The sequence below is a fragment of the Pseudomonas sp. R1-18 genome, from assembly GCF_051132095.1.
Lineage (GTDB): Bacteria > Pseudomonadota > Gammaproteobacteria > Pseudomonadales > Pseudomonadaceae > Aquipseudomonas.
In genome coordinates this window covers 934,984-961,697 of sequence record NZ_CP071658.1, presented here as the reverse complement: position 1 = coordinate 961,697, position 26,714 = coordinate 934,984, and the positions used below count along the sequence as shown (strand labels likewise).

The window sequence follows — 26,714 nt, the reverse complement described above, 5'->3', positions numbered from 1 at the left end:
GACTACCTTTTACGCAACACGTAGACCCGCCAGAGGGCGTAGAGCGGCAGGAAATCCATTTGCTTCTGAACTGAAAAACCTGCCCGTTCGAATTCTGCTTCCACTACCGCCGCCGGTAACACAAAGCGGTTCTGGTAACTTTCCTGCCCATTTCTGAGCACGCGCTTCTGTTCAAGGCGCTTGCGTTTCCAGGCTTTGAAGTTGCCGTCGACCCACAAGGAAACGATGACGCTATCCCGCGTCACGCGGTGAAACTCCCGTAATAGAGCCATCCGGTCGTCCGACTTCCCGACGTGGTGCAACAGTCGCATGCAGAAAATGCTGTCCACGGCGTTATCGGGCAGGTCGATGGCGAAAGCAGATGTCTGCAAGGGTTGTACCCGTTTCACCACCTCCGCAGGCTGGGAACGACAGGCGATGTCCAGCATGCCGGCCGAGTAATCTGCACCGATGATGTGACGGTTTGACTTTTCAGCCAGCAACGGCCAGAAACGCCCTGCTCCGCAAGGCAAGTCCAGCACCAGGCCTGGATCGCCAGCCAGACTCAACGCTTTGCGAGCCAGTTGCTCATCGCGTTGATGTGACAGCTTGCGCCATAAACCGTTCTGGTGTTTCTGAAGATATTGAGCGGCATGCTGCCGGTCGTACTTGTTGGAAAATTCGAGCTCGATGCGCTTGCTCATGGGAACGTCTCCTGATTCCGATGCGCGCCAACGTATTCGCCGCGCTGTCATCTTCAGGTCATGTTCAGGTGAAAAAAATGTTAAGCGGGATTCCCCTGTCTGTGTTGAGCTTTCAAAAACTCAAACGAGGATCGGCAGCCTCTCACGTGCGAGACACTGCCGATGCAATGCGGTGACACATCAGGTTCAGGCTTTGGCAAGATCCAGGCGGACCTTGAAGCAGCAGCCGTTGGGCTCGCGCGGCGTGAGATTCACGCTCCAGCCCTGGTTGGCACAGATCCGTTGTACCAGCGAGAGCCCTAGACCCAGCCCTTCGCCGCGCTGCTCGTTGCCGCGAACAAAGGGTTCGAACATCGCCTCGCGCTTTTCCTCAGGGATTCCGACACCACTGTCCTCGACCATGAAGCCGTCGTCGTAAAGCGTCAGGGCAATGAACCCCACGTCGGTGTAATGCAAGGCGTTACGCAGCAGGTTGCCCATGACCGCGTGAAGAAAGGTCGCGTTGTAGCGCGCTTCCGACGAATGGCCCGGCTGTGGTGCGTTATAGATCAGTTCCAGCCCTTTGCCTTCGATAGGACCACGCCATTGGGAAACGAGCTGTTCTGCGACTCCGGACAACGTCGCGCTCGGCGTCATGGTCGGGTCTTCACGCTGGGTGCGTGCCAGCATAAGGAACGTCTGCACCAGATCGCGCATCTCCTCGCAAGCCCGCGCAATACGTTCCACCTGGAGGCGAGCACGCTGGTCAAGGGCCGGGTTCTCCAGCAGCAGCTCACAGGAACTCGCCAGCACCATCAGTGGCGTGCGCAGCTCATGGCTCACGTCGCTGGTGAACATCCGCTCACGGATCAACGCCTGGCGAAGACGGCCCAATGTTGCGTCGAATGCCACGGCCAACTCTCCGACTTCGTCGGCGGCGTAATCCGGTGCCAGCGGCGGAGCGAGGCCCAGCAACTGGTCGCGATGTCGCACCTGTCGAGCCAGACGCACTACCGGTGCCATGACTCGGCGTGCCAGTACCCAGCCCAGAAACACCGCAAGCGCCAGCGCCAGGACAAAGCCCACCAGCACGACGGCGAACAGCACCCGCTCGCGCTCTTCGAAGTCGCTCTGATCCTGCAGCAACGCGTAGTGCCGCCCGTCCACCACTTCAATCATGGCGTGATACGACAAGTCTCCGCGAAACACTTCATGGAAGCCCGGCTGAAGATGGCGTAGGTCCTGTGGCAGGTCGAAGTCGCCAGGTCCGCCGCTGAAGTAGAACAACTGATCGGGCTTGGGCCGGTGGCTCCAGTCGCTGACGCTGTCCATCAGCATCAACCGATTGAGATCGCCGCCAAGCTGCGCCGAGATCAGCTTTTCTTCCACCAGATGAACCGTAGAAATGATCCCCATCGCGAAAGACCCGGCGACCAGTGCGCTCATCAGGGCAAAGGCAATGATGATCCGCTGGGCAAGACTTTGCTTAAACTCCATCCCGGCCCTCGGCCAACCGATAGCCCACACCATGAACGGTCTGCAGCAGCGGTTTGGGGAATGGTTTGTCGATGACCTGACGCAGTTGGTGCACATGGCTACGCAGGCTGTCGCTGTCCGGGCAATCGTCGCCCCACAGCGCTTCTTCCAGGATTTCCCGACGCAGGACGTGCGGGCTCTTCTGCATCAGTACCGCCAGCAGCTTCAGGCCGACGGGGTTGAGCTTGAGCATGCGACCGTCACGCGTCACTTCCAGCGTGTCGAGGTCGTAGACCAGATCGGCAACCTGCAGCGTTCGCCGCCCGCCCCCTTGGGCGCGACGCAATACCGCTTCGATACGTGCCGCCAGCTCGGACAGGGCAAATGGCTTGAGCAAATAATCGTCAGCGCCCGAACGAAAGCCCTGAAGACGATCATCAAGCTGGTCGCGGGCTGTAAGCATGATTACCGGTGTGTCGCGACGGGCGTCTTCACGCAGGCGCTTGCACAGGGTGTAGCCGTCGATGCCCGGCAACATGATGTCGAGCACGATCAGGTCATAATGCTCGGTGGCCGCCAGATGCAGTCCCGAGAGGCCATCCTGCGCGCAGTCGACTGTGTAGCCTTTCATGCCCAGATAGTCGGCCATGTTCGCCAGGATGTCGCGGTTGTCTTCCACCAGAAGAATTCGCATGGGCATTCTCGTATGCAGTTTAGGCTGGCGCACTTTAAGACGAAGCGCGCGCGAGGGCCAGTACCGATTGGACCCAAGGGCGCAAAACCCTTGTGGGACTGCCGGGATAAAAAAACCCCGCACGGGGCGGGGTTTTTTTGGTATCGCTGAGGGTAAAGCCGGCTTACATCATGCCGCCCATGCCACCCATGCCGCCCATGTCCGGCATGCCGCCGCCTGCTGGCTTGTCTTCAGGCACGTCAGCGATCATCGCTTCGGTGGTGATCATCAAGCTGGCGATGGAAGATGCGGCCTGCAGAGCAGAACGAGTCACTTTGGCCGGGTCCAGGATACCCATTTCGATCATGTCGCCGTATTCGCCGGTAGCAGCGTTGTAACCGTAGTTACCCGCACCCTGCTTGACCTTGTCCACGACAACGCTTGGCTCGCCACCGGAGTTGGCAACGATCTGGCGCAGAGGCGCTTCAACTGCACGACGCAGCAGAGCGATACCGACGTCCTGATCGGCGTTGTCGCCTTTCAGACCTTCGATTGCCTGCAGCGAGCGAACCAGCGCTACGCCACCGCCAGGTACCACGCCTTCTTCGACGGCTGCGCGAGTAGCGTGCAGGGCGTCTTCAACGCGGGCCTTCTTCTCTTTCATTTCGACTTCGGAACCGGCGCCGACCTTGATCACAGCAACACCGCCGGACAGCTTGGCCAGGCGCTCTTGCAGCTTCTCTTTGTCGTAGTCGGAGCTGGTGTCGCCGATCTGCTGGCGGATCTGAGCGATGCGCGAGTCGATTTCGGTTTTTTCGCCAGCACCGTCGATGATGGTGGTGTTTTCTTTGTTCAGTACAACGCGCTTGGCGTTACCCAGGTGCTCCAGGGTAGTGCTTTCCAGGCTCAGACCGATCTCTTCGGAGATAACGGTACCGCCAGTCAGGACAGCGATGTCCTGCAGCATTGCCTTGCGGCGGTCGCCGAAGCCTGGCGCCTTGACGGCAGCCACTTTGACGATGCCACGCATGTTGTTCACGACCAGAGTCGCCAGCGCTTCGCCTTCGACGTCTTCTGCAACGATCAGCAGAGGACGGCCGGCTTTGGCGACAGCTTCCAGAACTGGCAGCATTTCGCGGATGTTGGAGATCTTCTTGTCAACCAGCAGCAGCAGCGGGCTGTCCAGCTCGGCAACCATGGTGTCCGGCTTGTTGATGAAGTACGGGGACAGGTAGCCACGGTCAAACTGCATGCCTTCAACGACGGACAGTTCGTTTTCCAGACCCGAACCTTCTTCAACGGTGATGACGCCGTCTTTGGTCACACGGTTCATCGCTTCAGCGATGATGTCACCGATGGAGTTGTCGGAGTTGGCGGAGATAGTACCGACCTGGGCGATTGCCTTAGAGTCGGTGCAAGGCTTGGACAGCTTCTTCAGCTCGGCAACGATGGAGATGGTCGCCTTGTCGATGCCGCGCTTGAGGTCCATCGGGTTCATGCCGGCAGCGACAGCCTTCAGGCCTTCGTTGACGATGGCTTGAGCCAGTACGGTTGCAGTGGTGGTACCGTCGCCGGCGTCGTCGTTGGCACGGGAGGCAACGTCCTTGACCAGCTGCGCGCCCATGTTTTCGAAGCGATCTTTCAGCTCGATTTCTTTGGCAACCGATACACCGTCTTTGGTGATCAGAGGAGCACCGAAGCTCTTCTCGATAATGACGTTACGACCCTTCGGGCCGAGGGTCGCTTTTACTGCGTCAGCCAGGACGTTCACACCAGCGAGCATTTTTTTGCGGCCAGAATCGCCGAATTTAACTTCTTTAGCAGCCATGATCATTATTCCTTGAATACTTTGTAGTAACGGAAATCAGCGGGAGCACTCAGCCTTCGACGACAGCGAGGATTTCGTTCTCGCTCATCACCAGCAGGTCTTCGCCGTCAACTTTCACAGTGTTGCTGCCGGAATAAGGGCCGAACACTACTTTGTCGCCTACTTTGACGGCCAGCGCACGTACTTCACCGTTGTCCAGCACGCGGCCGGTGCCTACAGCAACGATTTCGCCACGGTTAGGCTTTTCAGCGGCCGAACCTGGCAGCACGATACCGCCGGCAGTTTTCGTTTCTTCTTCGCTGCGACGGATTACGACGCGGTCATGCAGAGGACGAAGCTTCATTGTCGATCTCCTGATTATGGTTTTTGACGCCCGGTGACTACACCGGCGGGTTAAAAATCCCGGCCTTGCCGGTTACGGTTCGACAAGCGAACCGCAGAAAACGGTCTGGCACTGGGCCAGAAACCTTGCGGTGACCCATACATGAGGGCGGGCAAGGTGATTACAAGTGGTGGGCAAGAAAATTTTTGCAGTATCGCCAAGGGCATGGAAACAAATACGGCACCCGAAGGTGCCGTGTTCGCCAAAGTGGCGGTTACTTGTCGCGGTGCTCGAATTCACCTTCGATCACATCAGGCTCGCGGGTCGGCTGATGGATGGCGCCGGGACGGTGAGCAGGCCCGGGATTGGCATGGCCCTGCAGATCGTCGGCGAAGGCGCGCTGGCGCATGGCCTGATCCTCGGCACGCTGGCGGACCTTGGCGACCAGAATTTTGCGGGTAATCGGCAACAGGCAGATCACGCCCAGAATGTCGCTGATGAAACCAGGCAACAACAGAAGCCCGCCGCCAACCGCAACCATCAGGCCTTCGAGCATCTGTTGCGCGGGCAGCTCGCCGCGGGCCAGGCTCTCACGGGCGCGCAGCGCGGTGGCAAAGCCCGCCACGCGCATCACCAGGAACCCGAGCACCGACGTGGCGAGCACCAGCAGGAATGTCCAGAAAAAGCCGATGGACATCCCGACCCGAACCAGAATGAACAGTTCGAGCACAGGAAACAGTAGAAACAGCAGCAAAAAAACACGCATCAAATCAGTTCCTAAGCGGAAGAATGCCTTCCAGTAGACCCTAAGTGATGTCAGAAAGTCGTTAAATCAAGCTTCCCGGTCATCATTCACAGGCCAGATCGTAGCGTGAGCCAGCGATACCAAGGCTTCGCGCACTTGTTTCGGTGTATTGCAAGGCTCGTTAAACGCAAGCCAATGAATACTCTGGCCGATGCGCAGGTGCATGCCTTCGCTGTCAATGCCAACCAACCGGGCTGCCTCGTTTTGTGGCAGCCCGGCCAGTTGAACGTAGTGCGCAATGGCTTTGGCGTGATCGTCATTCATATGGTCGACCATGCCGGCCTCGATGGTTCCGGCAAACGGGTTGGCCAGTGCGATCTCGTCCAGCCAATGGATGGCACCGAAGCCACCTATATAGCGGTAGCGCACCGGCTCAAGCACCCAGAAGTCGAAATCATGGGCGGTGTGGTAACTCTGCGATTCGGGGAAAAACCGGTAATAACGGGAAGCCCCTTCTTCTATCGCCTTGGGCTCCGTCAGCTTGCGTGCTTCGGCCATGACCGTGACCCGTCCGACCGCCTGCACATCCTCGGCCTCACGCTCACCGACCAGCATCGAGCACTTCGGGTCATGAGCCAGATTGTGGGTGTGCTGGGCGATACGACTGATCAGAATCAGCGGTCTGCCCTGCCCGTCCAGGCAATACGGCACGACCGAGCCAAACGGAAACCCCGGCATCGATCTGGAATGCGTGGACAACACGCCGCGATACTCGCCGAGCAGCAGTTTTCGGGCTCGACTGGAGGCTTTTGCGCTCATCGGTGACTCCTTGCAACGTGGTCGTCGGGTTGAAGACGCACGCATGGAAAAAGCTTATAACGTGCACTGGCCATGGCACTGCGCGAGCAAGACGCTGGCGATGCCATGATGAAATCAGCTGATTGGGCACGCACATGGAATTGAAAGACAAGTTAATAATAATAACCGGCGGATGCCAGGGCCTGGGCCGAGCGATGGCAGAGTATCTGGCCGCCAGGGGCGCGCGACTGGCGCTGGTGGACCTCAATCAGGAAAAGCTCGACCAGACGGTCGCTGCCTGCAAGTCCCTGGGCGTCGAGGCGCGTGCGTATCTGTGTAATGTGGCCGACGAGGCGCAGGTCGAGGCGATGGTCGACCAGGTCGCAAATGACTTTGGCGCGATCGACGGCCTGATCAACAACGCGGGAATCCTGCGCGATGGTCTGCTGGTCAAGGTCAAGGATGGCGTCATGACCAAACTGAGCCTGGCGCAATGGCAGGCCGTGATCGACGTCAATCTGACCGGCGTGTTCCTGTGTACACGGGAAGTGGCGGCGAAAATGATCGAACGCAAAACGGCGGGTACCATCATTAATATCTCGTCGATCTCCCGCGCAGGAAACGTTGGGCAGACCAACTATTCGGCAGCCAAGGCAGGCGTGGCGGCTGCCACTGTCACCTGGGCACGAGAGCTGGCGCGCTATGGCATTCGAGTAGCGGGCGTCGCGCCGGGCTTCATCGAGACCGAGATGACCGGCAGCATGAAGCCTGAGGCATTGGAGAAAATGACTTCCGCGATCCCGCTCAAACGCATGGGCACACCGCAGGAAATCGCCCACTCGGTGGCATACATCCTTGAGAACGATTACTTCAGCGGGCGGATTCTTGAGCTCGATGGCGCGATGCGGCTGTAGCGCATACGCGTAGGTGAGCAGGGGCAAGATGCTGATGCAGCGTCTTGCCCCTGCGGTTTACCAGGTTACGCCGAAGCCTGCGGTATACCGAGTCTTATCCACGTTGCCATTGTCGGCACCGCTGATGATGTCCTTCTCGGCCTTGAGATTCAGCGAGGCCCAGTCGGTAACCTTGTAACGCAGGCCCGCTTGAACATCCAGGGCATAGTCCGCCACGCCACTGAGCGGCTTGCTCACCTCGCCATTGGTGAAGAATTCGAACTTCTTGCCCACCAGATAACGGTTGTAATCCCAGGTACCCGCCACGGAGTAGAAGTTTTCCTTCTCGCCGTTGGAGAACTGGTAGTCAGTGCGGTTCAGCAGGCCGCCGACTTTGAACGCGCCCAACTCGTCGTCCCAGAACTGGTAGCCGGGACCGGTACCGACGGTGCGCTGGCGAGACAAGTCTTCGATCTTGTCGCGCTTGTAGTTAATGCGCGCGTCCCAGAAGAACTTGTCGGTGATGAAGCGATCGAGCGAGTACTCGGCGCTCCAGTTGTCGGTGCCGACCACTTCGTCGGTCGACTCGCGGTTGTATTCGCCATTGGCGTTATGTCGCCACTGGCCGTGACGCGCCGAAGTGTCGAACGAAATGTTGTAATCGTCGGTGTCATTCTCGGCTTGCTGGAAGTCCAGCGCGGCGTCGATGTTACCCTTCCACACCAGGTCGGTAATGACCGGCTTGGGCTTGATGAGCTGGTCGATGCTGGCCAGCTCGACGGTCTTGGGTGCATCGCCGTTAGCCAGAATGACTTTGCCGTCGTCGGCGGCCTTCAGCGATTTGCTGACTTCGCCATCGGCATGGCCCTGCTTGACCAGCAGAGGATGATCGCTTTCGAGGGTTTTGACCTCTTTCCAATCCAGCGGGATTGCTCCGGCGTACTTGGTATCAAGCAACAGTTTGCCGCCGTCGAAGACCTTGATGGTCCCAGTCAGCCGGTCACCGTTCTTCAACCATACGGTGTCGGCGAACAATGGAGCGGAGGCAGTGGATATTGCGAGGCACAGCAAAGTTCTGGACAACATATGCGACGTCAGGGCTCTGTTAGCGGAAAATGGGGGCGTTATCCTGATGGATGAGCGGGCACGAGTATGACTGACAGTCGGAAATTTCCGTAGTTCCCGGAGGCAAATTTCAACATGACGCTGAACAGGGAGACGGGCTTGAAGCACGCCGCTGAAGATTCGGGAGATCCGACCGGGCTGTCGCCCGCTGAGGCACGGCGCACGGCGCTTTACCTGACGCTTGCCCAGATCCCGGAAGGCCGCGTCGTCAGCTACGGCCAGTTGGCCGAACTGGCGGGGCTCGGACGAGCGGCACGCTGGGTCGGTCGCGCCTTGAGTCAGCTGCCGGAGGGTTCTTCATTGCCCTGGCATCGCGTCCTGGGCGCCGACGGGCGGCTCAGCCTGCCGGTCGGCAGCGCTTCAGGTGACGAACAGCGTGCCCGCTTGCGTGCCGAAGGTCTTACCATCACCAACAATCGGGTCGATATCCGGCGCGATGGCTGGCGTCCCATGTAGCACAGCGGTTAGAGTGCGCCCTTTGTTTCGCAACCTCAGGCAGATTCCAGCCCATGCCCCGTAAAACCTGGCGCGCCGCGCTTGCCGCCTATGCCAGCCCGTCGACACTCGTATTGCTGCTGCTCGGATTCGCCGCAGGCATGCCCTACATGCTGGTCTTCTCAACGTTATCCGTCTGGCTGCGCGAGGCCGGTGTCGCCCGCGAGACCATCGGCTATGCAAGCCTGATCGGTCTGGCCTACGCCTTCAAATGGGTCTGGTCGCCGCTGCTCGACCAATGGCGGCTGCCATTTCTTGGCCGCCTGGGCCGTCGGCGATCGTGGCTGGTCCTGTCGCAATCGCTGGTGATTCTGGGTCTGATCGGCATGGGCTTCTGCGATCCGCAGCAGCACCTGTCGTGGTTGATTGCCATCGCGGTTGTCGTCGCGTTCTCATCGGCAACCCAGGACATTGCCATCGATGCCTATCGTCTGGAAATCGCCCATGACACGCAACAAGCGGCGCTAGCCGCCAGCTATATGTCCGGCTATCGGGTCGCCGCTTTGCTGGCCACCGCCGGAGCGCTGTATTTTGCCGAGGGCTTCGGGTCGACCGGCTTCGCTTACAAGCACTCGGCCTGGACCGGCACTTACGTCCTGTTCGGCCTGCTGATGGTGCCCGCGCTGATTACCACGCTGATCATGCGCGAGCCACCGGTGCCACTGCGTACCCAACTTTCCGCGGCCCGTTATGGCTTCATCCACCAACTGGCGTCGGTGTTCGTGCTGATCACGCTGCTGGTTTCGGTTCCGGCCATGTTCACCCAGTTCTACAACACCGATTTCGCCAGCGTGCTGTTCCATGGCACCAGCTGGCTGGATCTGCTGCTGGAAGATCGCGCCTTCCTGCGCTCGATCCTGTACACGCTGCTGACCATCGCCTGCTTGTCTTCTGCGGGACGACGCGGCCTGGCGCCGGTTCTCACACCGGTCAATGACTTCATCCTGCGTTATCGCTGGCAAGCGTTGCTGTTGCTGGGTCTGATCGCGACCTATCGGATGTCCGATACGGTCATGGGCGTGATGGCCAACGTCTTTTATATCGACCAGGGTTTCACCAAGGACCAGATCGCCAGTGTCAGCAAGATATTCGGGCTGATCATGACGCTGCTGGGCGCAGGCGTAGGCGGTCTGCTGATCGTGCGTTTCGGCATCATGCCGATTCTGTTCATCGGCGGGCTCAGCTCGGCGGCGACCAACATTCTGTTCCTGCTGCTGGCCGACATGGGGCCGAACCTGAAAATGCTGATCGTGACCATCTCGCTGGACAATCTCAGCTCAGGACTGGCGACCTCGGCCTTCGTGGCCTATCTGTCGAGCCTGACCAACCTCAAGTTTTCCGCCACCCAATATGCCCTGCTCAGCTCGATCATGCTCTTGCTGCCACGGCTGATTGGCGGTTACTCAGGGGTAATGGTGGAGAAATTCGGCTATCACAACTTCTTCCTGATCACCGCCCTGCTGGGTGTTCCAACCCTGGTGATGATCCTGTTGCAGTGGAGCAAGGAAGGACGCGGCACGCCGGCCGAGGAAGCTACCGAAGCCCCCGGGGCCGAAAAGCTGTAGGAGCGCGTTTACCCGCGACGGCGCCCGTGCATCCAACACGTTTTTGTCGTCAGATGCTAAGTCGTCGCGGGCAAGCGCGCTCCTGCAGGACCGCCGCGAGATTAGGCCTGCGGAGTGTCTTGCACCACGCGGATCACGCGTTGCGGGAACGGGATGTCGATTCCGGCTGCTTTCAGGCGGTCGCGCGCTTCAACGTTGAACAGCGAGATTACGTCGCCATAGTCGGAAGTCTTGGTCCAGACCCGCAACGACAGGGTAATCGCACTTTCGCCCAAGGTCGCCACCACGGCTTGTGGTGCTGGATCCTGCAGCACTCGGGGATCACCGGCCATGTCGAGCAGTACTTCGAGAGCCTTCTTCAGATCGGCTTCGTAGTTCACCCCCACATCAAAGACGATCTTGCGGGTTGGCTGGCGGTTGGTGTTGGTGATGATGCCGTTGGACAGATTGCCGTTGGGAATGATGACGGTGCGGTTATCGCCAGTGCGCACCACCGTATGGAAGATCTGGATGCTGTCCACGGTACCCTGCACGCCTTGTGCCTCGATCCAGTCGCCGATGCGGAACGGACGAAACAGCAGAATCAGCACTCCGCCGGCGAAGTTCGCCAGACTGCCTTGCAATGCAAGGCCGATAGCCAGACCGGCAGCACCTATTGCAGCGACAAACGACGTGGTTTCAATGCCGACCATCGATGCGACGCTGACGATCAGCAGGATCTTCAGAATGATGTTCGCCAGGCTGCTGACAAACCCTTGCAGTGCCTGGTCAGCGTGACGCAGAGCCAGCAACGCCCCGAGCTTGTTGGTGACCTTGTTGATCAGCCACCAGCCGATGCACAGCGTCGCCAGCGCCAGCAGCAAACGGCTGCCGTACTGCATGAGCATCGGAATCCAGTTCTGGGAGGCTTTCCACAGCTGGTCGACTTCTGCATTCAAATCCATCGTTTCTCTCCTTGCCTGTCATGAGCTGACGTAGAAACATCGCAGAACGCAATCGTTTCAGCCATACCGGAAAAGGTTCGGACTGGCCGGGGAATGATGGGTTCCCCGGCAGTCGATTACTCACTCAGTCGCGAAAGTTGTTGAATTGCAACGGCATGCCCGAATCGTAGGCACGCAGCACGGCGATGGCTTCTTGCAGGTCGTCACGTTTCTTGCCGGTGACGCGCACCTGCTCGCCCTGGATGGCGGCCTGGACCTTCAGCTTGGCGTCCTTGATATGAGCGACGATTTTCTTGGCCAGCTCCTTGTCGATTCCTTCGCGCAGAACCGCTTCCTGCTTCATCAACTTGCCGGAGGCGTAAGCTTCCTTCACTTCCAGGCATTTCACGTCGATCTTGCGCTTGACCAGTGCTAGCTTGAGGATCTCGATCATCGCTTCGAGCTGGAATTCGGCTTCGGCGGTCAGCGTGACGGTCAGTTCCTTGAACTCGAAAGTGCCTTTGCCTTTGAGGTCATAGCGACGGTCCAGCTCTTTGATGGCGTTGTCGACGGCATTCGTGACTTCATGTTTATCCAATTCGGACACTACGTCGAACGAGGGCATGTATGTTCTCCAGGTAAACGGCGTGCCCGAGAAGCAAAAGGCACGCATGACTTGACGGTATGAAAGACCGCTCATTATAACGAGACTTTTCCGGCGTTCACTGGAGCCTTTCATGTCGTTCTCTGATTTCCATGCGGCCGGGTTGTTCAATCCGTTGACCGGTCCAGGCCGATGAGCGACGTCTGGCATGTTCTGGGCGCGGGCAGTCTCGGCACGTTATGGGCGACCCGGCTGGTGCGCGCCGGGCTGACGGTACGCCTGATCCTGCGTGATGAGCGCCGGTTGCAGGCCTACAACGCGGCTGGCGGCTGTCTGACGCTGGTGGAACGGGATGTGGCGCAACCCTTTGCCATTACCGCGCAAACCCCGGACTACGCCGAGCCTGTCGGCCGATTGCTGGTGGCCTGCAAGGCCTATGACGCCGAGCAGGCTGTGGCGGCTCTGGCGCCGCGACTGACCGTCGGCGCCGAAGTGATCCTGTTGCAGAATGGTCTTGGCAGTCAGGACGCGGTTGCGGCGCGTGTGCCGCAAGCGCGCTGCATCTTCGCCTCCAGCACCGAAGGCGCTTTTCGCGAGGCGGACTGGCGCGTGGTGTTCGCCGGCCACGGCTACACCTGGCTAGGTGACCCGGCTGACCCGACGCCGCCCAGCTTCCTGCGGGCGCTGCACGCCTGCGGCATCGCTCACGAATGGACGCCGGACATCCTGACCCGCCTGTGGCGCAAGCTGGCGCTCAACTGTGCGATCAACCCGCTGACCGTGCTGCATCAATGTCGCAACGGCGGGCTCACGGATCACCATTGCGAGGTCGCCACCCTGTGCGCAGAGCTGGCCGAGCTGCTCACCTGTTGCGGCCAGCCTGCCGCGGCGCTGGACCTCAATAACGAAGTTCAGCGGGTCATTCAGGCGACCGCGGCGAACTATTCCTCGATGTACCAGGACGTTGCCCATGGCCGGCGCACGGAGATCAGCTATTTGCTCGGCTACGCCTGCGCCACCGCCCAGCGTCATCAGTGCCCGGTTCCCCACCTGCAGCAGTTGCAGACTCGCCTGACGGCTTATCTCGCAGCCAAGGGTTTGCGTACCGACTAGCCCGCGCTACCCTGCTGATTCCTGATCCGTGTGTGAACCGCCCATGCCTTTGCGTCAACGCCTGGAAAACCTGCCTGTCGGCCAGAAGCTGCTCGCAGCCTTGCTGGTCCTGATGACCACCGTACTGGTCGTTGCCAACCTGACGTTCATCAGCGCCGCTTATTACATCTCCCAAGAGGCGATGGCTCCTCAGGCGCTGCAGACCATCGGTCGTCTGATCAGCAGCCCTAACCTCAATGAGCGAGCCTTGAACTCTCCGGCCGATGCGCGGGCGTTGCTCAGGGAACTCAAGAGTTACGGCCCTCTGCGCGCGGCGGCCATCTACGACAACGACGGCACCCGGCTGGCGCAGGCTCAGCAAGGTGAAGAGCTCGCGCTGCCGGTGCGTTATCAGGACGTCGAAAGCTGGCGCCTGACCGAATTTCGCAGCACTCGATTGATTGATATCCCCAAGGGTCAGCAAGCACCCGGTCACCTGCTGCTGGTGGCCAGCAGTGAGCTGCCGCCTGCGTTCTATACCGGGACGCTGACCGCCAGCCTCGGAATTCTGGTGTTCAGTGTTCTGTTATGGCTCATCGTGGCCCGGCAGATCCGGCGTCTGATCACCGAGCCGATCTATCAGCTCGAAGAACTGTCGCGCCAGGTCACCCGCGAGGAAAACTACGCGCTGCGCGCCAAACCAGGCAACGAGGATGAAATCGGCAGCCTGGCGGAAGCGTTCAACACCATGCTGTCACGCATCGAAGCTCGCGAGCAGCAGCTCAAACGCGCTCGCGACGACTCGCAGGAAGCCTACGATCAGGCTCAGGGGCTCGCCGAGGAAACCCGACACACCAACCGCAAGCTGGAGCTTGAAGTCCAGGTGCGCAGCAAGATCGAGAAAAAGCTCACCGGCTTTCAGAACTACCTCAATAGCATCATCGACTCCATGCCGTCGGCCATGATCGCGCTGGACGAACAGCTTTACGTGACCCAATGGAACCAGGAAGCCACCGCGCTTTCCGGCACCCGGCTGGACGAAGCGCTCAATCAGCCGATCTTTATCGCTTTCGAGCCGATGCGAGCCTTTCTGCCGCAGCTCAAGCAGACCGTCGAACGGCACAGCGTGACCAAGATCGAGCGCGTGACCTGGATCAAGAACGAAGAGACTCACCACTACGCCCTGACCTTCTACCCGCTGACCGGCGATGCGGGCCGTGGCGTGGTGATCCGTATCGACGACATCACTCAACGCATCTCGCTTGAAGAAATGATGGTGCAGTCCGAAAAGATGCTCTCGGTCGGCGGTCTGGCGGCCGGCATGGCTCACGAGATCAACAACCCGCTGGGCGCGATTCTGCATAACGTGCAGAACATTCGTCGCCGTCTATCCCCCGACCTGCCCAAGAACATCGAGCAGGCCCAAGCCGACGGCGTCGATCTGGCGATGGTCAACAGCTATCTGGTCAGCCGTGAAGTCCCGCAACTGCTCGACGGCATCCAGCAGGCCGGCGGGCGCGCGGCGAAGATCGTCAGCCACATGCTCAACTTCAGCCGCTTGAGCAATCGCCAGCTGTCACCCTGTGATCTGCCGGCCTTGATTGATCAGGCAGTGGAAATCGCCAGCAATGACTTTGACCTGGCCATTGGCTTTGACTTCAAGGGACAGAACATCGTCCGCCAGTTCGACCCTGAGCTCGGTCAGGTGCCGTGTATCGCCAACGAGCTGGAACAGGTGCTGCTCAACCTGCTGAAAAACGCCGCGCAGGCCATTCATCAACGGCCCGACAGCGACGAACCGGGGCGGATTATCCTGCGCACCCGTTTGAATCCGCCATGGGCGGAAATCCAGGTCGAGGACAATGGCATCGGCATGTCCGAGAGCGTCCGCAAGCGGACCTTCGAGCCGTTTTTCACCACCAAGGAAATCGGTCAGGGCACCGGCCTTGGGCTGTCAGTGTCGTACTTCATCATCACCAACAACCATAAAGGCCAGATGGAAGTGCATTCTTCCGTCGGCTCCGGGACCTGTTTCACGCTGAGGCTGCCGCTGGTGGCGACTCAGGTGAATGAGCGCGAGCAGGTCATTTCAAAGCTGTAGTCAGGAGCCACACATGGGCTTTCGTTTGTCGAAGATTTACACCCGCACCGGAGATACCGGCGAGACCGGGCTGGGCGACGGTCGTCGGGTGCCCAAGGACCATCCGCGAGTGGAAGCTATCGGCGAAGTCGATACGCTTAACAGCCAGCTCGGACTGCTGCTCGCGCAATTGCATCAGCAGGCTGAGCGGATGCCAGCCCTGGGCGACGTCATCGAGGTGCTGGCGCCTTGTCAACACCGGCTGTTCGACTTGGGCGGAGAGCTGGCGATGCCGAGCTACCGGGCGCTGAATGGTGCCGAGATCGAGCGGCTGGAAGCCGCGATAGACCGCTGGAACGATGAGCTGGGCCCGCTGGAGAATTTCATTCTGCCGGGCGGTTCGGCGCTGATTGCTCAGGCCCACGTCTGCCGAAGCCTGGCCCGAACCGCGGAACGTCGCTGTCAGCAACTCAATGCGGTGGAGCCGCTGGAAGGTGTCGGGCTGGCGTATATCAACCGGCTGTCAGACCTGCTGTTCGTCGCGGCGCGCCTGATTGCGCGTCGCCAGGGTGTGGCAGAGATTTTGTGGCAGGCGGCTGAAAAACCCGCTTGAGGCGTGCCCGGCGGCGAACCTGTGTGAGGCAGCTTGCCGGCGACTACGGTGTCGCCAGCAAGCTGCCTCCCACAATGAAACCTCAAGCCTCAGATTTCCTCAGGCCAGAACGCGCGGATGCCTGCCACGCCTTGCGCTCCGACTTCCCAGGCTTGCTGGCGCTGGTCGGGACCGACGCCGCCGAGCAGGTACACCGGCTTGCTGAACCCGGCGATCAGCTCGGCCGCCAGCTCCCAGCCCAACGGCTGCGCGTCGGGATGGGTCTGGGTAGGCTGGACCGGCGACAAGGTAACGAAATCAACGCCCATCAGCTCGGCCAGCGCCAGTTCCTCGGCGTTATGGCACGAAGCAGCGAGCCACCGATGCTCGGGGAACGGGCGACCGCGGCTGGCGTACTTGCGCAGCTGCTCGGCCGTCAGGTGCCAGCCGGCAGCCGGGAAATCACCTAGCCATTCCAACGGGCCCTTGAGCATCAGCTGCGCCTTGCCTGCGCACAGACCGACTGCATCAACCGCCAGATCGCGATACTGCGGATCATAGCCGCCCGGCGCGCGCAGTTGGACCAACCGAGCGCCGCTGGCAATGGCTTTCTGGATGCCGCGCAGTAACTGAGGCGTTTCCAGCCCTTGCGGCGTGATCAGGTACTCGCCGGGCAAGCGCGCCGCCGCAACGATCGGTCGATTCGCGGCTGGAAAATCGTAGTCACCCAGCTCCCGAGGCGTGACCCAGCGCAGCGGCTGGCCTTCCGCGCCGTGCGGCTCGCCAGTGAACGCCGACACCTCGCGGACGTCCAGCAGCACCTGCTTATCAGGGTAATCATGGCGGACTTTGATCAGCGGACGTGACGCACTGACCACGATGCCCAGCTCTTCGAGCAATTCACGGCCCAGAGCCGCCTCGACGGTTTCACCCTCCTCGACTTTGCCACCGGGAAATTCCCAGAGACCGCCTTGGTGCTGGGTGTCGGCGCGCCTGGCGATCAGGATTCTGCCGTCGGCGCCACGGATCACAGCCGCAGCTACATGCACGCGTTTCACGATCAGGATTCCTCCAGGCCCGCCTGCTGCCAACGCTTGAAAGCCGGCCACTGGTAAATGGTTTCGATATAGGCAAGCGCTTCGGGCGGCAGGTCAACGTGGTAGGTACGCAGACGAATCGCAACCGGCGCGAAGAATGCATCGGCAATACTCGGCCGACCGAACAGAAACGGGCCGCTTTCAACGGCAGCCGCGCGGCATTCGCCCCAAAGCTCGACGATCCGGTCAATGTCGTTCTGCGTGTCGACGGGAATGACTTCCAGCGGCTGGTCATGCCGCAAGTCCATCGGCATGTTAGTGCGCAGGCTCACGAAGCCGCTGTGCATCTGGGCGCAGGCAGAACGGGCCTGAGCACGCGCCGCCGTATCACGCGGCCAGAGGTCGGCTTCGGGAAAACGCTCGACCAGATACTCACAGATCGCCAGCGAATCTGTGATGGTGCCGTGCTCGCATTGCAGCGCGGGCACTTTGCCGCTTGGCGAGTATTGAAGGATTTTCTGGCGGGTGTCGCGCTGGTTGAGGCGGATCACCTGATCGGTGAACGGCGCGCCGATCATCTCCAGCACCAGCCATGGCCGTAGCGACCAGGAGGAGTAGCGTTTGTCGCCGATAATCAGGTGCAGAGGCATGTTGGTGACTCCAGAAAATTAAGGTGATCCATCAGCCCGTACAGACTCCGTGGCAGCCGGACCTGTTGGAATAGCGGACCTGTGGGAGCGGACTTGTCCGCGAATGGGCCGGTACAGGCGCATATGTGCGTGTGCATATACGTATTCGCGGACAAGTCCGCTCCCACATTCCCACAGAGCCGGGTCCCACAGGTCTGTTCTACTTGTCCGGTCCCTACAGGCCGTTTACGTGCGGTACTCGGCGTTGATCTTCACGTACTCGTGGGACAGGTCGGTGGTCCAGATCGTCTCGCTGCACTGGCCGCGGCCCAGCTCGATGCGGATGGTGATTTCTTCCTGGGCCATCACCGCCGAGCCCTGCTCCTCAGTGTAGGTCGTGGCGCGGCAGCCTTTGCTGGCGATGCAGACCGAGCCGAGAAATACGTCGATCTTGCTCACGTCCAGGTCCGGCACGCCTGCGCGGCCGACGGCTGCCAGAATCCGGCCCCAGTTCGGGTCGGAGGCGAACAGTGCGGTCTTGATCAGCGGAGAATGAGCCACGGCGTAGCCTACATCCAGGCATTCCTGATGATTGCCGCCACCATTGACTTCAACGGTCACGAACTTGGTCGCGCCTTCGCCGTCGCGGACGATGGCCTGAGCGACTTCCATGCAGACCTCGAACACCGCTTTTTTCAGCGCCTCGAACAGCGGGCCACTGGCCTCAGTCACTTCAGGCACATTGGCCTGGCCGGTGGCGATCAGCATGCAGCAGTCGTTGGTCGAGGTGTCGCCATCGATAGTGATGCGATTGAAGGACTTGTTGGCGCCATCGCGGATCAGGTCCTGGAGGACGTTCTGCGATACCTTGGCGTCGGTGGCGATGTAGCCAAGCATGGTTGCCATGTTCGGACGAATCATGCCCGCGCCCTTGCTGATGCCGGTCACGGTAACGGTCACGCCGTCATGCTCGAACTGGCGGCTGGCGCCCTTTGGCAGCGTGTCGGTGGTCATGATACCGGTAGCCGCAGCGGCCCAGTTGTCCACAGACAGGTCATCGAGCGCGGCTTGCAACGCGCCTTCGATCTTCTCGACCGGCAGCGGTTCACCAATGACTCCGGTGGAAAACGGCAGAACGGCGGACGAATCGACGCCGGTCAGCTCGGCCAGCTTTTCGCAGGTACGACGTGCCGCAGCCAGGCCCGGCTCGCCGGTACCGGCGTTGGCGTTGCCGGTGTTGGTCAACAGATAGCGAACGGCGCCCTGCACGCGCTGCTTGGCGAGGATCACCGGTGCCGCGCAAAAAGCGTTCAGCGTGAACACGCCCGCGACGCTGGAACCCTCGGCGCAACGCATAACCACGACGTCCTTGCGCCCGGGGCGTTTGATGCCGGCGGACGATATACCCAATTCAAAGCCGGGAACCGGATGCAGCGTAGGCAAAGGACCAAGACCAACAGCCATGGGTGTGCTCCTCAAGGACAATCTGCGCCGCCCAGAACGGTACGGCTATCAATGAAAAAACGCCGCGACAGGTAAGCCGGTCGCGGCGTGGTTACTGCAGGTCAGGCGTCAGTTGATCTGGCCGTGACAATGCTTGTATTTCTTGCCCGAACCACACCAGCACAGTTCGTTGCGGCCCAGCTTATGGTCGTTGCGTACCGGCGCCGCGGCAACCGCAACGTCACCGGCTTCTTCTTCCAGCGCAGGCTGCTCGATGCCCGGTGCCGGGGCATGCTGGAACTGCATGCGCTTGGCCAGCTCTTCGGCTTCCTGACGCAGACGCACCTCTTCTTCTTCCGGATCTTCGCGACGCACCTGAACATGGGACAGGACGCGGATGGTGTCGCGCTTGATCGAATCCAGCAGTTCCTGGAACAGGGTGAACGACTCGCGCTTGTATTCCTGCTTCGGGTTCTTCTGGGCATAGCCGCGCAGATGGATACCGTGACGCAGGTGATCCATGGTCGACAGGTGGTCTTTCCACAGATCGTCCAGCACGCGCAGCAGAATCTGCTTCTCGAAGGTGCGCAGCGCTTCGGCGCTGGCCTGGTCTTCCTTCTCGTTGTAGGCGAGCAGCAGCTGCGCCATGATCTTCTCGCGCAGGGTTTCTTCGTGCAGGTGATCGTCTTCGTCGAGCCACTGCTGAATCGGCAGTTTGACGGCGAAATCGGTGTTCAGCGCGGCTTCCAGACCCGGCACGTCCCACTGCTCGGGCAGCGATTGCGGCGGAATGTGCTGGCTGATCAGGTTGTTCAGCACTTCTTCGCGGAAATCGGCAATGGTGTCACCGATGTTCTCCGCAGCCAGCAGGCTGTTGCGCATGTGGTAGATCACCTTGCGCTGCTCGTTGGCCACGTCGTCGAATTCGAGCAGCTGCTTGCGGATGTCGAAGTTGCGACCTTCCACCTTGCGCTGCGCTTTTTCGATGGCGTTGGTCACCATGCGGTGTTCGATGGCCTCACCGGACTGCATGCCCAGTGCCTTCATGAAGTTCTTGACCCGGTCCGATGCGAAGATGCGCATCAGGCTGTCTTCCAGCGACAGATAGAAACGGCTGGAACCGGTATCGCCCTGACGACCGGCACGACCGCGCAGCTGGTTGTCGATACGACGCGATTCGTGACGCTCGGACGCGATCACGTGCAGACCGCCCGCCTCGATTACCTGCTGGTGGCGTTTCTGCCAGTCAGCCTTGATCTGCGCGATCTGCTCGGGCGTCGGGTCTTCCAGGTTGGCAACCTCGACTTCCCAGTTGCCGCCCAACAGGATGTCGGTACCGCGACCGGCCATGTTGGTGGCGATGGTCAGCGCACCCGGACGACCGGCCTGCGCGATGATCTCGGCTTCCTTCTCGTGGAACTTGGCGTTCAGGACCTTGTGATCGATACCTTCCTTCTTGAGCAGGTTGGACATGTGCTCGGAGGTTTCGATGGTCGCCGTACCCACCAGCACCGGGCGGTTTTCTGCCAGGCACGCCTTGATGTCGGTGACGATGGCCGCGTACTTTTCTTCCGCCGTCAGGTAGACGAGGTCGTTGAAATCCTTGCGCGCCAGCGGCTTGTTCGGCGGGATGACCATCACGGCCAGGTTGTAGATCTGGTGGAATTCGAACGCTTCGGTGTCCGCGGTACCGGTCATGCCGGACAGCTTGTTGTACAGACGGAAGTAGTTCTGGAACGTGGTCGATGCCAGGGTCTGGCTCTCGGCCTGGATGTTCAGGTTTTCCTTGGCTTCGATGGCCTGGTGCAGGCCCTCGGACAGGCGACGGCCCGGCATGGTACGGCCGGTGTGCTCGTCGACCAGCAGGACCTGACCGTCCTGAACGATGTATTCGACGTTGCGGTTGAACAGCTTGTGCGCGCGCAGACCGGCGTAGACGTGAGTCAGCAGGCCCAGGTTATGCGCCGAGTACAGGCTTTCGCCCTCGGCCAGCAGACCGGCTTCGGTGAGCATTTCCTCGATGAACTGGTGACCGGCTTCGTTGAGTTCGACCTGACGGCTTTTTTCGTCGACGGTGAAATGGCCCGGCTTGGTGACTTCGCCTTCCACTTCCTCGATGTGCTGCTCAAGCTTGGGGATCAGGCGGTTGATTTCGGTGTACAGCCTGGAGCTGTCTTCGGCCTGGCCGGAGATGATCAGCGGGGTACGCGCTTCGTCGATCAGGATCGAGTCGACTTCGTCGATCACGGCGAAGTTGAGTTCACGCTGGAACTTGTCGTCCATGCTGAACGCCATGTTGTCGCGCAGGTAATCGAAACCGAATTCGTTGTTGGTGCCGTAGGTGATGTCGGCGGCGTAAGCGGCGCGCTTCTCTTCCGGCGGCTGGAACGGCGTGACGATACCGACCGTCAGGCCGAGGAATTCGTACAGCGGACGCATCCAGTTGGCGTCGCGGCGAGCCAGGTAATCGTTGACGGTCACCACGTGCACGCCCTTGCCGGACAGCGCGTTGAGGTACACCGCCAGGGTGGCTACCAGGGTCTTGCCTTCACCGGTACGCATTTCGGCGATCTGGCCTTCATGCAAGGTCATGCCGCCGATCAGCTGCACGTCGAAGTGACGCATGCCCATGATGCGCTTGCCCGCTTCACGGGTGACGGCAAAGGCTTCCGGCAGAAGCTGGTCGAGGGTCTCGCCTTTGGCTATGCGGGCCTTGAACTCTTCAGTCTTGGCACGCAACTGCTCGTCCGTGAGGGCCAACATTTGCTCTTCGAAGGCATTGACGATCTGTACCGTCTTGAGCATGCGTTTGACTTCACGCTCGTTCTTGCTTCCAAAAAGTTTTTTTAACAAAGGCGCAAACATATCGACAGGATCTTCCACACATAGGAATGGAGGGCGGCCCCGTGAGTCGCCCGTGCAGCCTCGATGGCCGCATGCGAACGAGCATTCTACCCGGAAACGATGGTGAGGAAAGTGGCGTTATTCCACGATGCTGGCACAGCGCTGTGACGGGGCAGATCTACAATGGGGCCGATTTTCAGCACTTCAACCCATGGTTTGGAGAAGTTACTCATTGATTTGCCTATGAAAGCACGGAAATCGCTCACGACCCAGCCTCACGAACGCTTTCTGTTAAGATAAGCGCCTTGTCACCCCCCAGGCATCGTCACCATGGCCTTTCGTCCTCTCAATGCCCGCGCGCCCGCTGTCCTGCTGCGCGACGCCAAGCCGCTCAAAGCCATTTTCCGCCACGCCGAACGCCTGGGCCATCTGCAACGCCTGCTTGAAAGCCAGCTGCAACCCGCCGCGCGTGAACATTGCCATGTCGCGTCATGGCGCGAGGGCTGCCTGCTGCTGATCGTCACCGATGGCCACTGGGCCACGCGCCTGCGTTATCAGCAGAAGCGTCTGCACCGCCAGATGCTGGCCTTCGAGGAATTCGCCAGCCTGACCCGCATCGTCTTCAAGGTGCAGCCGCCTACCGTCCAGAGCAGGTCGGCGGGGCACACCATCGACCTGTCACCGGTTGCCGCGCAAAACATCCAGGCCACTGCCGAAGGCATCACCGACCCGAAACTGCGCGCCGCGCTCGAACGCCTCGCCAGCCACGGCAAGAGCAAAACCTAGGCGGTTCAGCGCTTGCCGAGGGTTCTCTCGAACCGCGAGTTCCCGGCTTTCAACATCCCGCTCTGAATCAGCAACGGCGTGACGCTTGCCTCGGGCCAAACCTCGCCGCTGATCTGCGCCCATTGCGCAAACGGGTCCATACGCCCTTCGAACCGATGCTCGCCTTCGCGCCGCACGTCGACCAGCAGCTGCAGACTGTCTCGACACTCCACCGTCAGCCGGGCATTACCCAGGACCATCATCCAGGGCGATAACAGCGCCATATCATGACCCAGCAGCTCACCACTGCCGGCCGTGCATCGTGAACCGCGGCCCTGAACATGAACGCTGCCCTGCCACTGCCCGTCGAGCGCATAGCCTGAAGCTGGCGCGACCAGTGGCGCGCCGGGGATCAGTTCCGCTCGCCACGCCCATGGCCAGCCATTAAGCGCCAGCGCCCAGACCTGTTGCTGGAAGCCACCTTCGAGCAGGCCCTTGCCGAACCAGGGTTGAAGCTTCCAGGCCAACGGACCGATCATGCCGATACTTTCCACGCGCCCGTCCCAGAGGGTTCCGCTCACGGTCTGAGGCTGCCAGCCGGGCGGCCAGTTGATCAGCCGTGCGACAGCCGCCGCAGGCAGGTTCAACAAGAGGGTCAGGATGAACACCGACGCACCCAGTATCCATAGTTTGCGGGTCATGGCTGCGTGTTCCCCCGGCCAACGTCGAGACTGAAGATCATCGCCTGATGACCCTGCTCCAGACTCCAGCGCAGCGGTCGACCGCCGTGCTCCTGCACGCTACGCATCAGCTGTGCCAGCGGTTCGGCGCGGCTCAGTTCGCCGCGCAGCTGCCAGATGTCGCCGCGCTGCTCTACCTTGGTCAGCACCAGACCCCGCGCACTGGCGACGGCCTGCCAGTATTCACTGGTAAACGCCGGGCCGGGGCTCAGCGTCTGCGCCTGCCGGGCGAGCGCCGGCCACTGGCTGATGTCCTTCACAACCGCGACCAACGGTCGACCGAGCAGCACCAGCAGCAAGGTCAGAACCACCACCCAACCGGCGAGCAGTGCATAACGTCGTGCTGGCGGCAGTGCCGCGACGGCGCTCAACGCGCGCTGAATCAACCTGTTCATGGCTGTACACCGAGATCGAAATTGATGGTGAGCAGCGAGGGTTTCGTATCGGGTTCAACGCTTGCGGTCGCGCCTACGGCCTTGCCCATCGCCTGCCAATGGGTCAGCGGTGGCGCAGGCAGATCGCCGTTGAGCACCAACCGCCAGCTACGCCCGTCGAAGTAATTGCCGGACACGCCCCAGCCTTGCTGGCCGGCAAGCCAGTCCGAGATTGCACGTTCCAGCTCGGCAACCTGCTGCTGGCGGCTGCGCCAGTCGGTCTGCTGCGCCTGAAGGCGCGCCAGCGAGCGGGCGGCCTGCTGCGCGCTGCCGACCGGCCCGGTCACCGCCTCGACCTGGGCTTTCCAGACCGGTACTTGCTGCCAGAACTGCACCGCTGCAACCGCCGCCCAGGTGAATGCCAGCAGCGCGCATAAGCCGGTCAGCCGACGTTGGGTCCGGCTAAACAACGCGGGGCGTCGCTGGGTTTTGACGCGCCGTGAAGCATCCGCAGCCAGCAGATTCTGCACACGGCCAAGCGGCGTCCACTGGTTGGGCCACGCCCCGGTCATTTCTTCGGTCGGCTCGCGCCAGGTTTCCGGAAGCTCACCCAACAGGTGCGGCCAGGCGAGCCAGTGTTGCGCGCCGGCATCGCCGCCCCGTTTGCAGCAGCTGTCGTCGCGACGAGTCCAGCGCAGCATCTGGCCAGGCGGTTGATGGGGCAACAACTGCATTTCCGTCCAGAGGCAGGCCGGGGCGATGCCGAGCGCTTCGCAGTCGGCCAGCCAACCACTGATCCTTTCCCGCTCGATCACCAGCAATTCCAACTGGCCGTCGACCCGCGACAGGCAGTGGACTTGCACCTGGGCCACCGGTTGTTGCAACAGGTCTTCCAACAGCATTGGCCATTCATGGCGCTTGAGCCCCGGCGGTGCCTGCACGAGAAAATGACTGCACGATGCGGCGGGCGCGACCAGCGCGACGGTGTTCTGAAGCAAAGCCGCAGGCGGCGGCCAGTCGCCGGACTGGCCTTCAGGTACATGGCACCATTGCCAAGGATCCGACGCCAGACTGCCCGGACGTACCAGCAACCAGCTGCGAGCGTCGTGACGACGGGCGCGCAGCTTTTCAAACATGACGTCGAGCCGTTTCATGGGCGGGTATCGGGTAAAGCGAACGTACACACATAAGGTGCTCCATGACGCTCGAATTCGAGCCGCACACCCCGATTGGGCTGCACCGCGACCGTGGAAGGAAACGCCAGCCAACGGGTTCCCTGATAAAAACTGATTTGCAGTCTGTCGACCGCGTCCAGGCTTTCACGACCGTCCCAGCGCGGTTCGCCAGGTGCGTACAGATCAGCCGAAGCAGACAGACCTAAGCGCCGCTGCCCGGGATTGAAAGTCAGACGCTGGCGTTCCAGCCGCGACTGCCCCGCAGCGCCCGGCCAGGCGCTCAGCGCAACCCATTGCAGCTGGTTGGCCGAGGGCTGCCAGTCAAGCCAGCCCAGCGTCAGCGGCAGACGGTTTTCGTAGAGCTGACGCAGCACCAGCCCATCGAATCGCCGCTCCAGCGCCAGACAGAACTCCAGCACCAGCGGCTCGTTGCCCGGCTCGGTCAGGCGCTCGCGCACTTTCAACCAGCCATTGACCAACGCCGCCAGCACCACGCCAACCACGGCTGTCAGCGCCAGCGCCACCAGCAACTCGATCAGCGTCAGACCTCGCTGGCGCTGTTTCACGGTCGCACCAGAAAAAGGGTAAACCGACCTAACGGCTCACGCTCATCCTTTGCCGCATACAGCGCCAGTTCACCGCGGCGCAGGCGTTGCACGCCGGTCATGCCCAGATCCAGCCGCCAGTAACAAGTCGACTCGCCCTGGCGCAATTCGCCGCGCACCTGATTGATCTGCGGCCAGTAACGCTCGACCGTGAATTGCGCCTCCAGCTCGCGGGCGCACAGACTGCCAAGCCGATGCTGCTGCACTGCCTGATGCACATTGATGCGCTGGCGCAGCAGCTGACTGACCATCACGGTCATTACCGCGGCGATGCCCAGCGCGACCATGACTTCAAGCAGCGTGAATCCGCGCTGACGCTTCATGGCAAGTCGACCCGGCTCAGACCGTCGTCGCTTGACCATTGCCAGCGCTGACCACCTTCGGGCCAGCGCCAGTTCAGCGCCACCGGCAGGGCGACGCCCGTCGGGGTGAACACCACCGTCGGGTCGCTGGAGGCCGGCCAGTCGGCCTTGAGGTTGTCGGGCCAGGCCTTGGGCGTCTGCTCATCGGCCACCCAGCGAGGCTGATCCTTGCCGAACTGCAAATGCACGAATTCCGGTTGCCGGCCATTCCAGCGCAGGCCACGCACCTGCCCGCTGTGTCGGGCCTGCGCCGCCTGCGCGCGGGCCTCTGCCGCCAGTTGATCCAGCGCCCGATGCAAGGGCGCGGGCCCGGCATCCAGCCAGGCAACGCTCATTGCACTGAACAGTCCGACGATCAACAGCACGACCAGAATCTCCAGCAGCGAAAAGCCTCGCGAACGCTTCACTTACAGATTCCAGTTCCCGATATCGCCGTCGGTGCCTTCACCGCCCTGCGCTCCGTCAGCGCCCAGCGAGTAGATATCGATGCGCCCGTGTTCGCCCGGCGCACGATAGTGATACGGGTTGCCCCATGGGTCGTCCGGCAGGCGGCGGATGTAGCCGTCGGCGCGCCACGAGCGGGCCAGCGGTTCGACCTTCGGCGCGCTGGTCAGCGCGCCCAGGCCTTGCTCGCTGGTCGGGTAACGCAGATTGTCGAGTCGGTACATATCCAGCGCCTGCTCAAGCGTCGACAGGTCGGCCATGACCTTCTGGCGCATGGCCTTGTCCTGGTTGCCGAGCACGCTGGGCGCGACCACGGCGATGAGCAGGCCGATGATGAAGATCACCACCATGATTTCCATCAACGTGAAGCCGCGCTGGCGGTGTCGGGACGAAACAGTAGCGGGCATGATCAAGATCTCCATG

The 26,714-nt window shown here is 61.0% G+C and carries 28 protein-coding genes; 7 read left to right on the top strand and 21 right to left on the bottom strand.

Annotation, left to right across the window (positions count from 1 at the left end; all coding sequences use genetic code 11):
• Nucleotides 1–2: 2 nt before the first annotated feature.
• The 7 genes from J3P77_RS04495 to J3P77_RS04465 form a co-directional block, all read right to left on the bottom strand.
• Nucleotides 3–683, bottom strand: a complete 681-nt coding sequence (locus J3P77_RS04495; protein WP_434679901.1) for a class I SAM-dependent methyltransferase — start codon at nucleotides 681–683, stop codon at nucleotides 3–5.
• A 186-nt stretch (nucleotides 684–869) separates the two neighbouring features.
• Complete coding sequence (locus tag J3P77_RS04490) at nucleotides 870–2,159, bottom strand: sensor histidine kinase (RefSeq protein WP_434679900.1); 1,290 nt, start codon at nucleotides 2,157–2,159, stop codon at nucleotides 870–872.
• Nucleotides 2,149–2,832 (bottom strand): two-component system response regulator ColR, encoded by a 684-nt coding sequence (gene colR, locus J3P77_RS04485; protein WP_125831543.1) that lies wholly within the window; start codon nucleotides 2,830–2,832, stop codon nucleotides 2,149–2,151. The genes J3P77_RS04490 and colR overlap by 11 nt, the downstream gene beginning before the upstream one ends.
• Nucleotides 2,833–2,995: 163 nt before the next feature.
• The gene (gene groL, locus J3P77_RS04480) at nucleotides 2,996–4,639 is read right to left on the bottom strand and encodes a chaperonin GroEL (protein ID WP_434679899.1); all 1,644 of its coding nucleotides are present in this window, start codon (nucleotides 4,637–4,639) and stop codon (nucleotides 2,996–2,998) included.
• A 49-nt stretch (nucleotides 4,640–4,688) separates the two neighbouring features.
• Complete coding sequence (locus J3P77_RS04475; protein ID WP_003304675.1) at nucleotides 4,689–4,982, bottom strand: co-chaperone GroES; 294 nt, start codon at nucleotides 4,980–4,982, stop codon at nucleotides 4,689–4,691.
• A gap of 253 nt (nucleotides 4,983–5,235) precedes the next feature.
• Nucleotides 5,236–5,727 carry an FxsA family protein gene (locus J3P77_RS04470; protein WP_434679897.1) on the bottom strand — a complete coding sequence of 164 codons (492 nt, stop codon included), beginning with the start codon at nucleotides 5,725–5,727 and terminating at the stop codon, nucleotides 5,236–5,238.
• A 66-nt stretch (nucleotides 5,728–5,793) separates the two neighbouring features.
• Nucleotides 5,794–6,525 (bottom strand): HugZ family protein, encoded by a 732-nt coding sequence (locus J3P77_RS04465; protein WP_434679896.1) that lies wholly within the window; start codon nucleotides 6,523–6,525, stop codon nucleotides 5,794–5,796.
• Nucleotides 6,526–6,659: 134 nt separating this feature from the next.
• Between J3P77_RS04465 and J3P77_RS04460 the strand changes: the two genes are divergently transcribed.
• Nucleotides 6,660–7,418, top strand: a complete 759-nt coding sequence (locus J3P77_RS04460) for an SDR family oxidoreductase (protein ID WP_434679895.1) — start codon at nucleotides 6,660–6,662, stop codon at nucleotides 7,416–7,418.
• Between the two features lie 57 nt (nucleotides 7,419–7,475).
• Here J3P77_RS04460 and J3P77_RS04455 read toward each other — a convergent pair whose 3' ends face one another.
• Nucleotides 7,476–8,483: a DUF481 domain-containing protein gene (locus tag J3P77_RS04455; protein ID WP_434679893.1), complete on the bottom strand. Its 1,008-nt coding sequence runs from the start codon at nucleotides 8,481–8,483 to the stop codon at nucleotides 7,476–7,478.
• A gap of 138 nt (nucleotides 8,484–8,621) precedes the next feature.
• Between J3P77_RS04455 and J3P77_RS04450 the strand changes: the two genes are divergently transcribed.
• Entirely contained in the window at nucleotides 8,622–8,978 is a 357-nt protein-coding gene (locus tag J3P77_RS04450) for an MGMT family protein (protein ID WP_434679892.1), read from the top strand.
• A 53-nt stretch (nucleotides 8,979–9,031) separates the two neighbouring features.
• Nucleotides 9,032–10,582, top strand: coding sequence for an AmpG family muropeptide MFS transporter (locus J3P77_RS04445; RefSeq protein WP_434679891.1), 1,551 nt, complete (start codon nucleotides 9,032–9,034; stop codon nucleotides 10,580–10,582).
• Between the two features lie 101 nt (nucleotides 10,583–10,683).
• On the opposite strand, the gene J3P77_RS04440 is transcribed toward J3P77_RS04445, so the two are convergent.
• A complete protein-coding gene (locus J3P77_RS04440; RefSeq protein ID WP_434679890.1) occupies nucleotides 10,684–11,526 on the bottom strand; it encodes a mechanosensitive ion channel family protein in 843 nt (280 codons plus the stop codon).
• Nucleotides 11,527–11,650: 124 nt separating this feature from the next.
• Nucleotides 11,651–12,130 (bottom strand): YajQ family cyclic di-GMP-binding protein, encoded by a 480-nt coding sequence (locus J3P77_RS04435; RefSeq protein WP_434679888.1) that lies wholly within the window; start codon nucleotides 12,128–12,130, stop codon nucleotides 11,651–11,653.
• Nucleotides 12,131–12,301: 171 nt separating this feature from the next.
• On the opposite strand from J3P77_RS04435, the gene J3P77_RS04430 reads away from it, so the two are divergent.
• Genes J3P77_RS04430 through J3P77_RS04420 form a run of 3 tightly spaced genes read left to right on the top strand, consistent with a single transcriptional unit; the run spans nucleotide 12,302 to nucleotide 15,894 of the window.
• Nucleotides 12,302–13,222: a putative 2-dehydropantoate 2-reductase gene (locus J3P77_RS04430; RefSeq protein ID WP_434679887.1), complete on the top strand. Its 921-nt coding sequence runs from the start codon at nucleotides 12,302–12,304 to the stop codon at nucleotides 13,220–13,222.
• A 43-nt stretch (nucleotides 13,223–13,265) separates the two neighbouring features.
• Nucleotides 13,266–15,302 carry an ATP-binding protein gene (locus tag J3P77_RS04425; protein ID WP_434679886.1) on the top strand — a complete coding sequence of 679 codons (2,037 nt, stop codon included), beginning with the start codon at nucleotides 13,266–13,268 and terminating at the stop codon, nucleotides 15,300–15,302.
• A gap of 13 nt (nucleotides 15,303–15,315) precedes the next feature.
• Nucleotides 15,316–15,894, top strand: coding sequence for a cob(I)yrinic acid a,c-diamide adenosyltransferase (locus tag J3P77_RS04420; RefSeq protein ID WP_434679884.1), 579 nt, complete (start codon nucleotides 15,316–15,318; stop codon nucleotides 15,892–15,894).
• 89 nt (nucleotides 15,895–15,983) lie between these two features.
• Here J3P77_RS04420 and J3P77_RS04415 read toward each other — a convergent pair whose 3' ends face one another.
• From J3P77_RS04415 to secA, 4 genes are all read right to left on the bottom strand, one after another.
• Nucleotides 15,984–16,931: a Nudix family hydrolase gene (locus J3P77_RS04415; RefSeq protein ID WP_434679883.1), complete on the bottom strand. Its 948-nt coding sequence runs from the start codon at nucleotides 16,929–16,931 to the stop codon at nucleotides 15,984–15,986.
• Between the two features lie 2 nt (nucleotides 16,932–16,933).
• Entirely contained in the window at nucleotides 16,934–17,560 is a 627-nt protein-coding gene (locus J3P77_RS04410) for a glutathione S-transferase family protein (protein WP_434679882.1), read from the bottom strand.
• 225 nt (nucleotides 17,561–17,785) lie between these two features.
• Complete coding sequence (argJ, locus tag J3P77_RS04405; protein ID WP_434679880.1) at nucleotides 17,786–19,003, bottom strand: bifunctional glutamate N-acetyltransferase/amino-acid acetyltransferase ArgJ; 1,218 nt, start codon at nucleotides 19,001–19,003, stop codon at nucleotides 17,786–17,788.
• 108 nt (nucleotides 19,004–19,111) lie between these two features.
• Nucleotides 19,112–21,847 (bottom strand): preprotein translocase subunit SecA, encoded by a 2,736-nt coding sequence (gene secA, locus J3P77_RS04400; RefSeq protein ID WP_434679879.1) that lies wholly within the window; start codon nucleotides 21,845–21,847, stop codon nucleotides 19,112–19,114.
• Between the two features lie 309 nt (nucleotides 21,848–22,156).
• On the opposite strand from secA, the gene J3P77_RS04395 reads away from it, so the two are divergent.
• A complete protein-coding gene (locus tag J3P77_RS04395; protein WP_434679877.1) occupies nucleotides 22,157–22,612 on the top strand; it encodes a DUF721 domain-containing protein in 456 nt (151 codons plus the stop codon).
• 5 nt (nucleotides 22,613–22,617) lie between these two features.
• On the opposite strand, the gene J3P77_RS04390 is transcribed toward J3P77_RS04395, so the two are convergent.
• From J3P77_RS04390 to gspG, 7 genes are read right to left on the bottom strand one after another with little or no spacing between them, the layout of a single operon-like run.
• Nucleotides 22,618–23,292: a hypothetical protein gene (locus J3P77_RS04390; RefSeq protein WP_434679876.1), complete on the bottom strand. Its 675-nt coding sequence runs from the start codon at nucleotides 23,290–23,292 to the stop codon at nucleotides 22,618–22,620.
• Nucleotides 23,289–23,726, bottom strand: coding sequence for a type II secretion system protein GspM (gene gspM / locus J3P77_RS04385; RefSeq protein ID WP_434679875.1), 438 nt, complete (start codon nucleotides 23,724–23,726; stop codon nucleotides 23,289–23,291). Before gspM ends, J3P77_RS04390 begins: the two co-directional genes overlap by 4 nt.
• Nucleotides 23,723–24,859, bottom strand: coding sequence for a type II secretion system protein GspL (locus J3P77_RS04380; RefSeq protein WP_434679873.1), 1,137 nt, complete (start codon nucleotides 24,857–24,859; stop codon nucleotides 23,723–23,725). The genes gspM and J3P77_RS04380 overlap by 4 nt, the downstream gene beginning before the upstream one ends.
• Nucleotides 24,856–25,446, bottom strand: a complete 591-nt coding sequence (locus J3P77_RS04375; protein WP_434679872.1) for a prepilin-type N-terminal cleavage/methylation domain-containing protein — start codon at nucleotides 25,444–25,446, stop codon at nucleotides 24,856–24,858. Before J3P77_RS04375 ends, J3P77_RS04380 begins: the two co-directional genes overlap by 4 nt.
• The gene (locus tag J3P77_RS04370) at nucleotides 25,443–25,808 is read right to left on the bottom strand and encodes a type II secretion system protein (protein WP_434679870.1); all 366 of its coding nucleotides are present in this window, start codon (nucleotides 25,806–25,808) and stop codon (nucleotides 25,443–25,445) included. Before J3P77_RS04370 ends, J3P77_RS04375 begins: the two co-directional genes overlap by 4 nt.
• A complete protein-coding gene (locus tag J3P77_RS04365) occupies nucleotides 25,805–26,254 on the bottom strand; it encodes a prepilin-type N-terminal cleavage/methylation domain-containing protein (protein ID WP_434679869.1) in 450 nt (149 codons plus the stop codon). The genes J3P77_RS04370 and J3P77_RS04365 overlap by 4 nt, the downstream gene beginning before the upstream one ends.
• Nucleotides 26,255–26,698: a type II secretion system major pseudopilin GspG gene (gene gspG, locus J3P77_RS04360; RefSeq protein ID WP_434679868.1), complete on the bottom strand. Its 444-nt coding sequence runs from the start codon at nucleotides 26,696–26,698 to the stop codon at nucleotides 26,255–26,257.
• Between the last annotated feature and the right edge of the window lie 16 nt (nucleotides 26,699–26,714).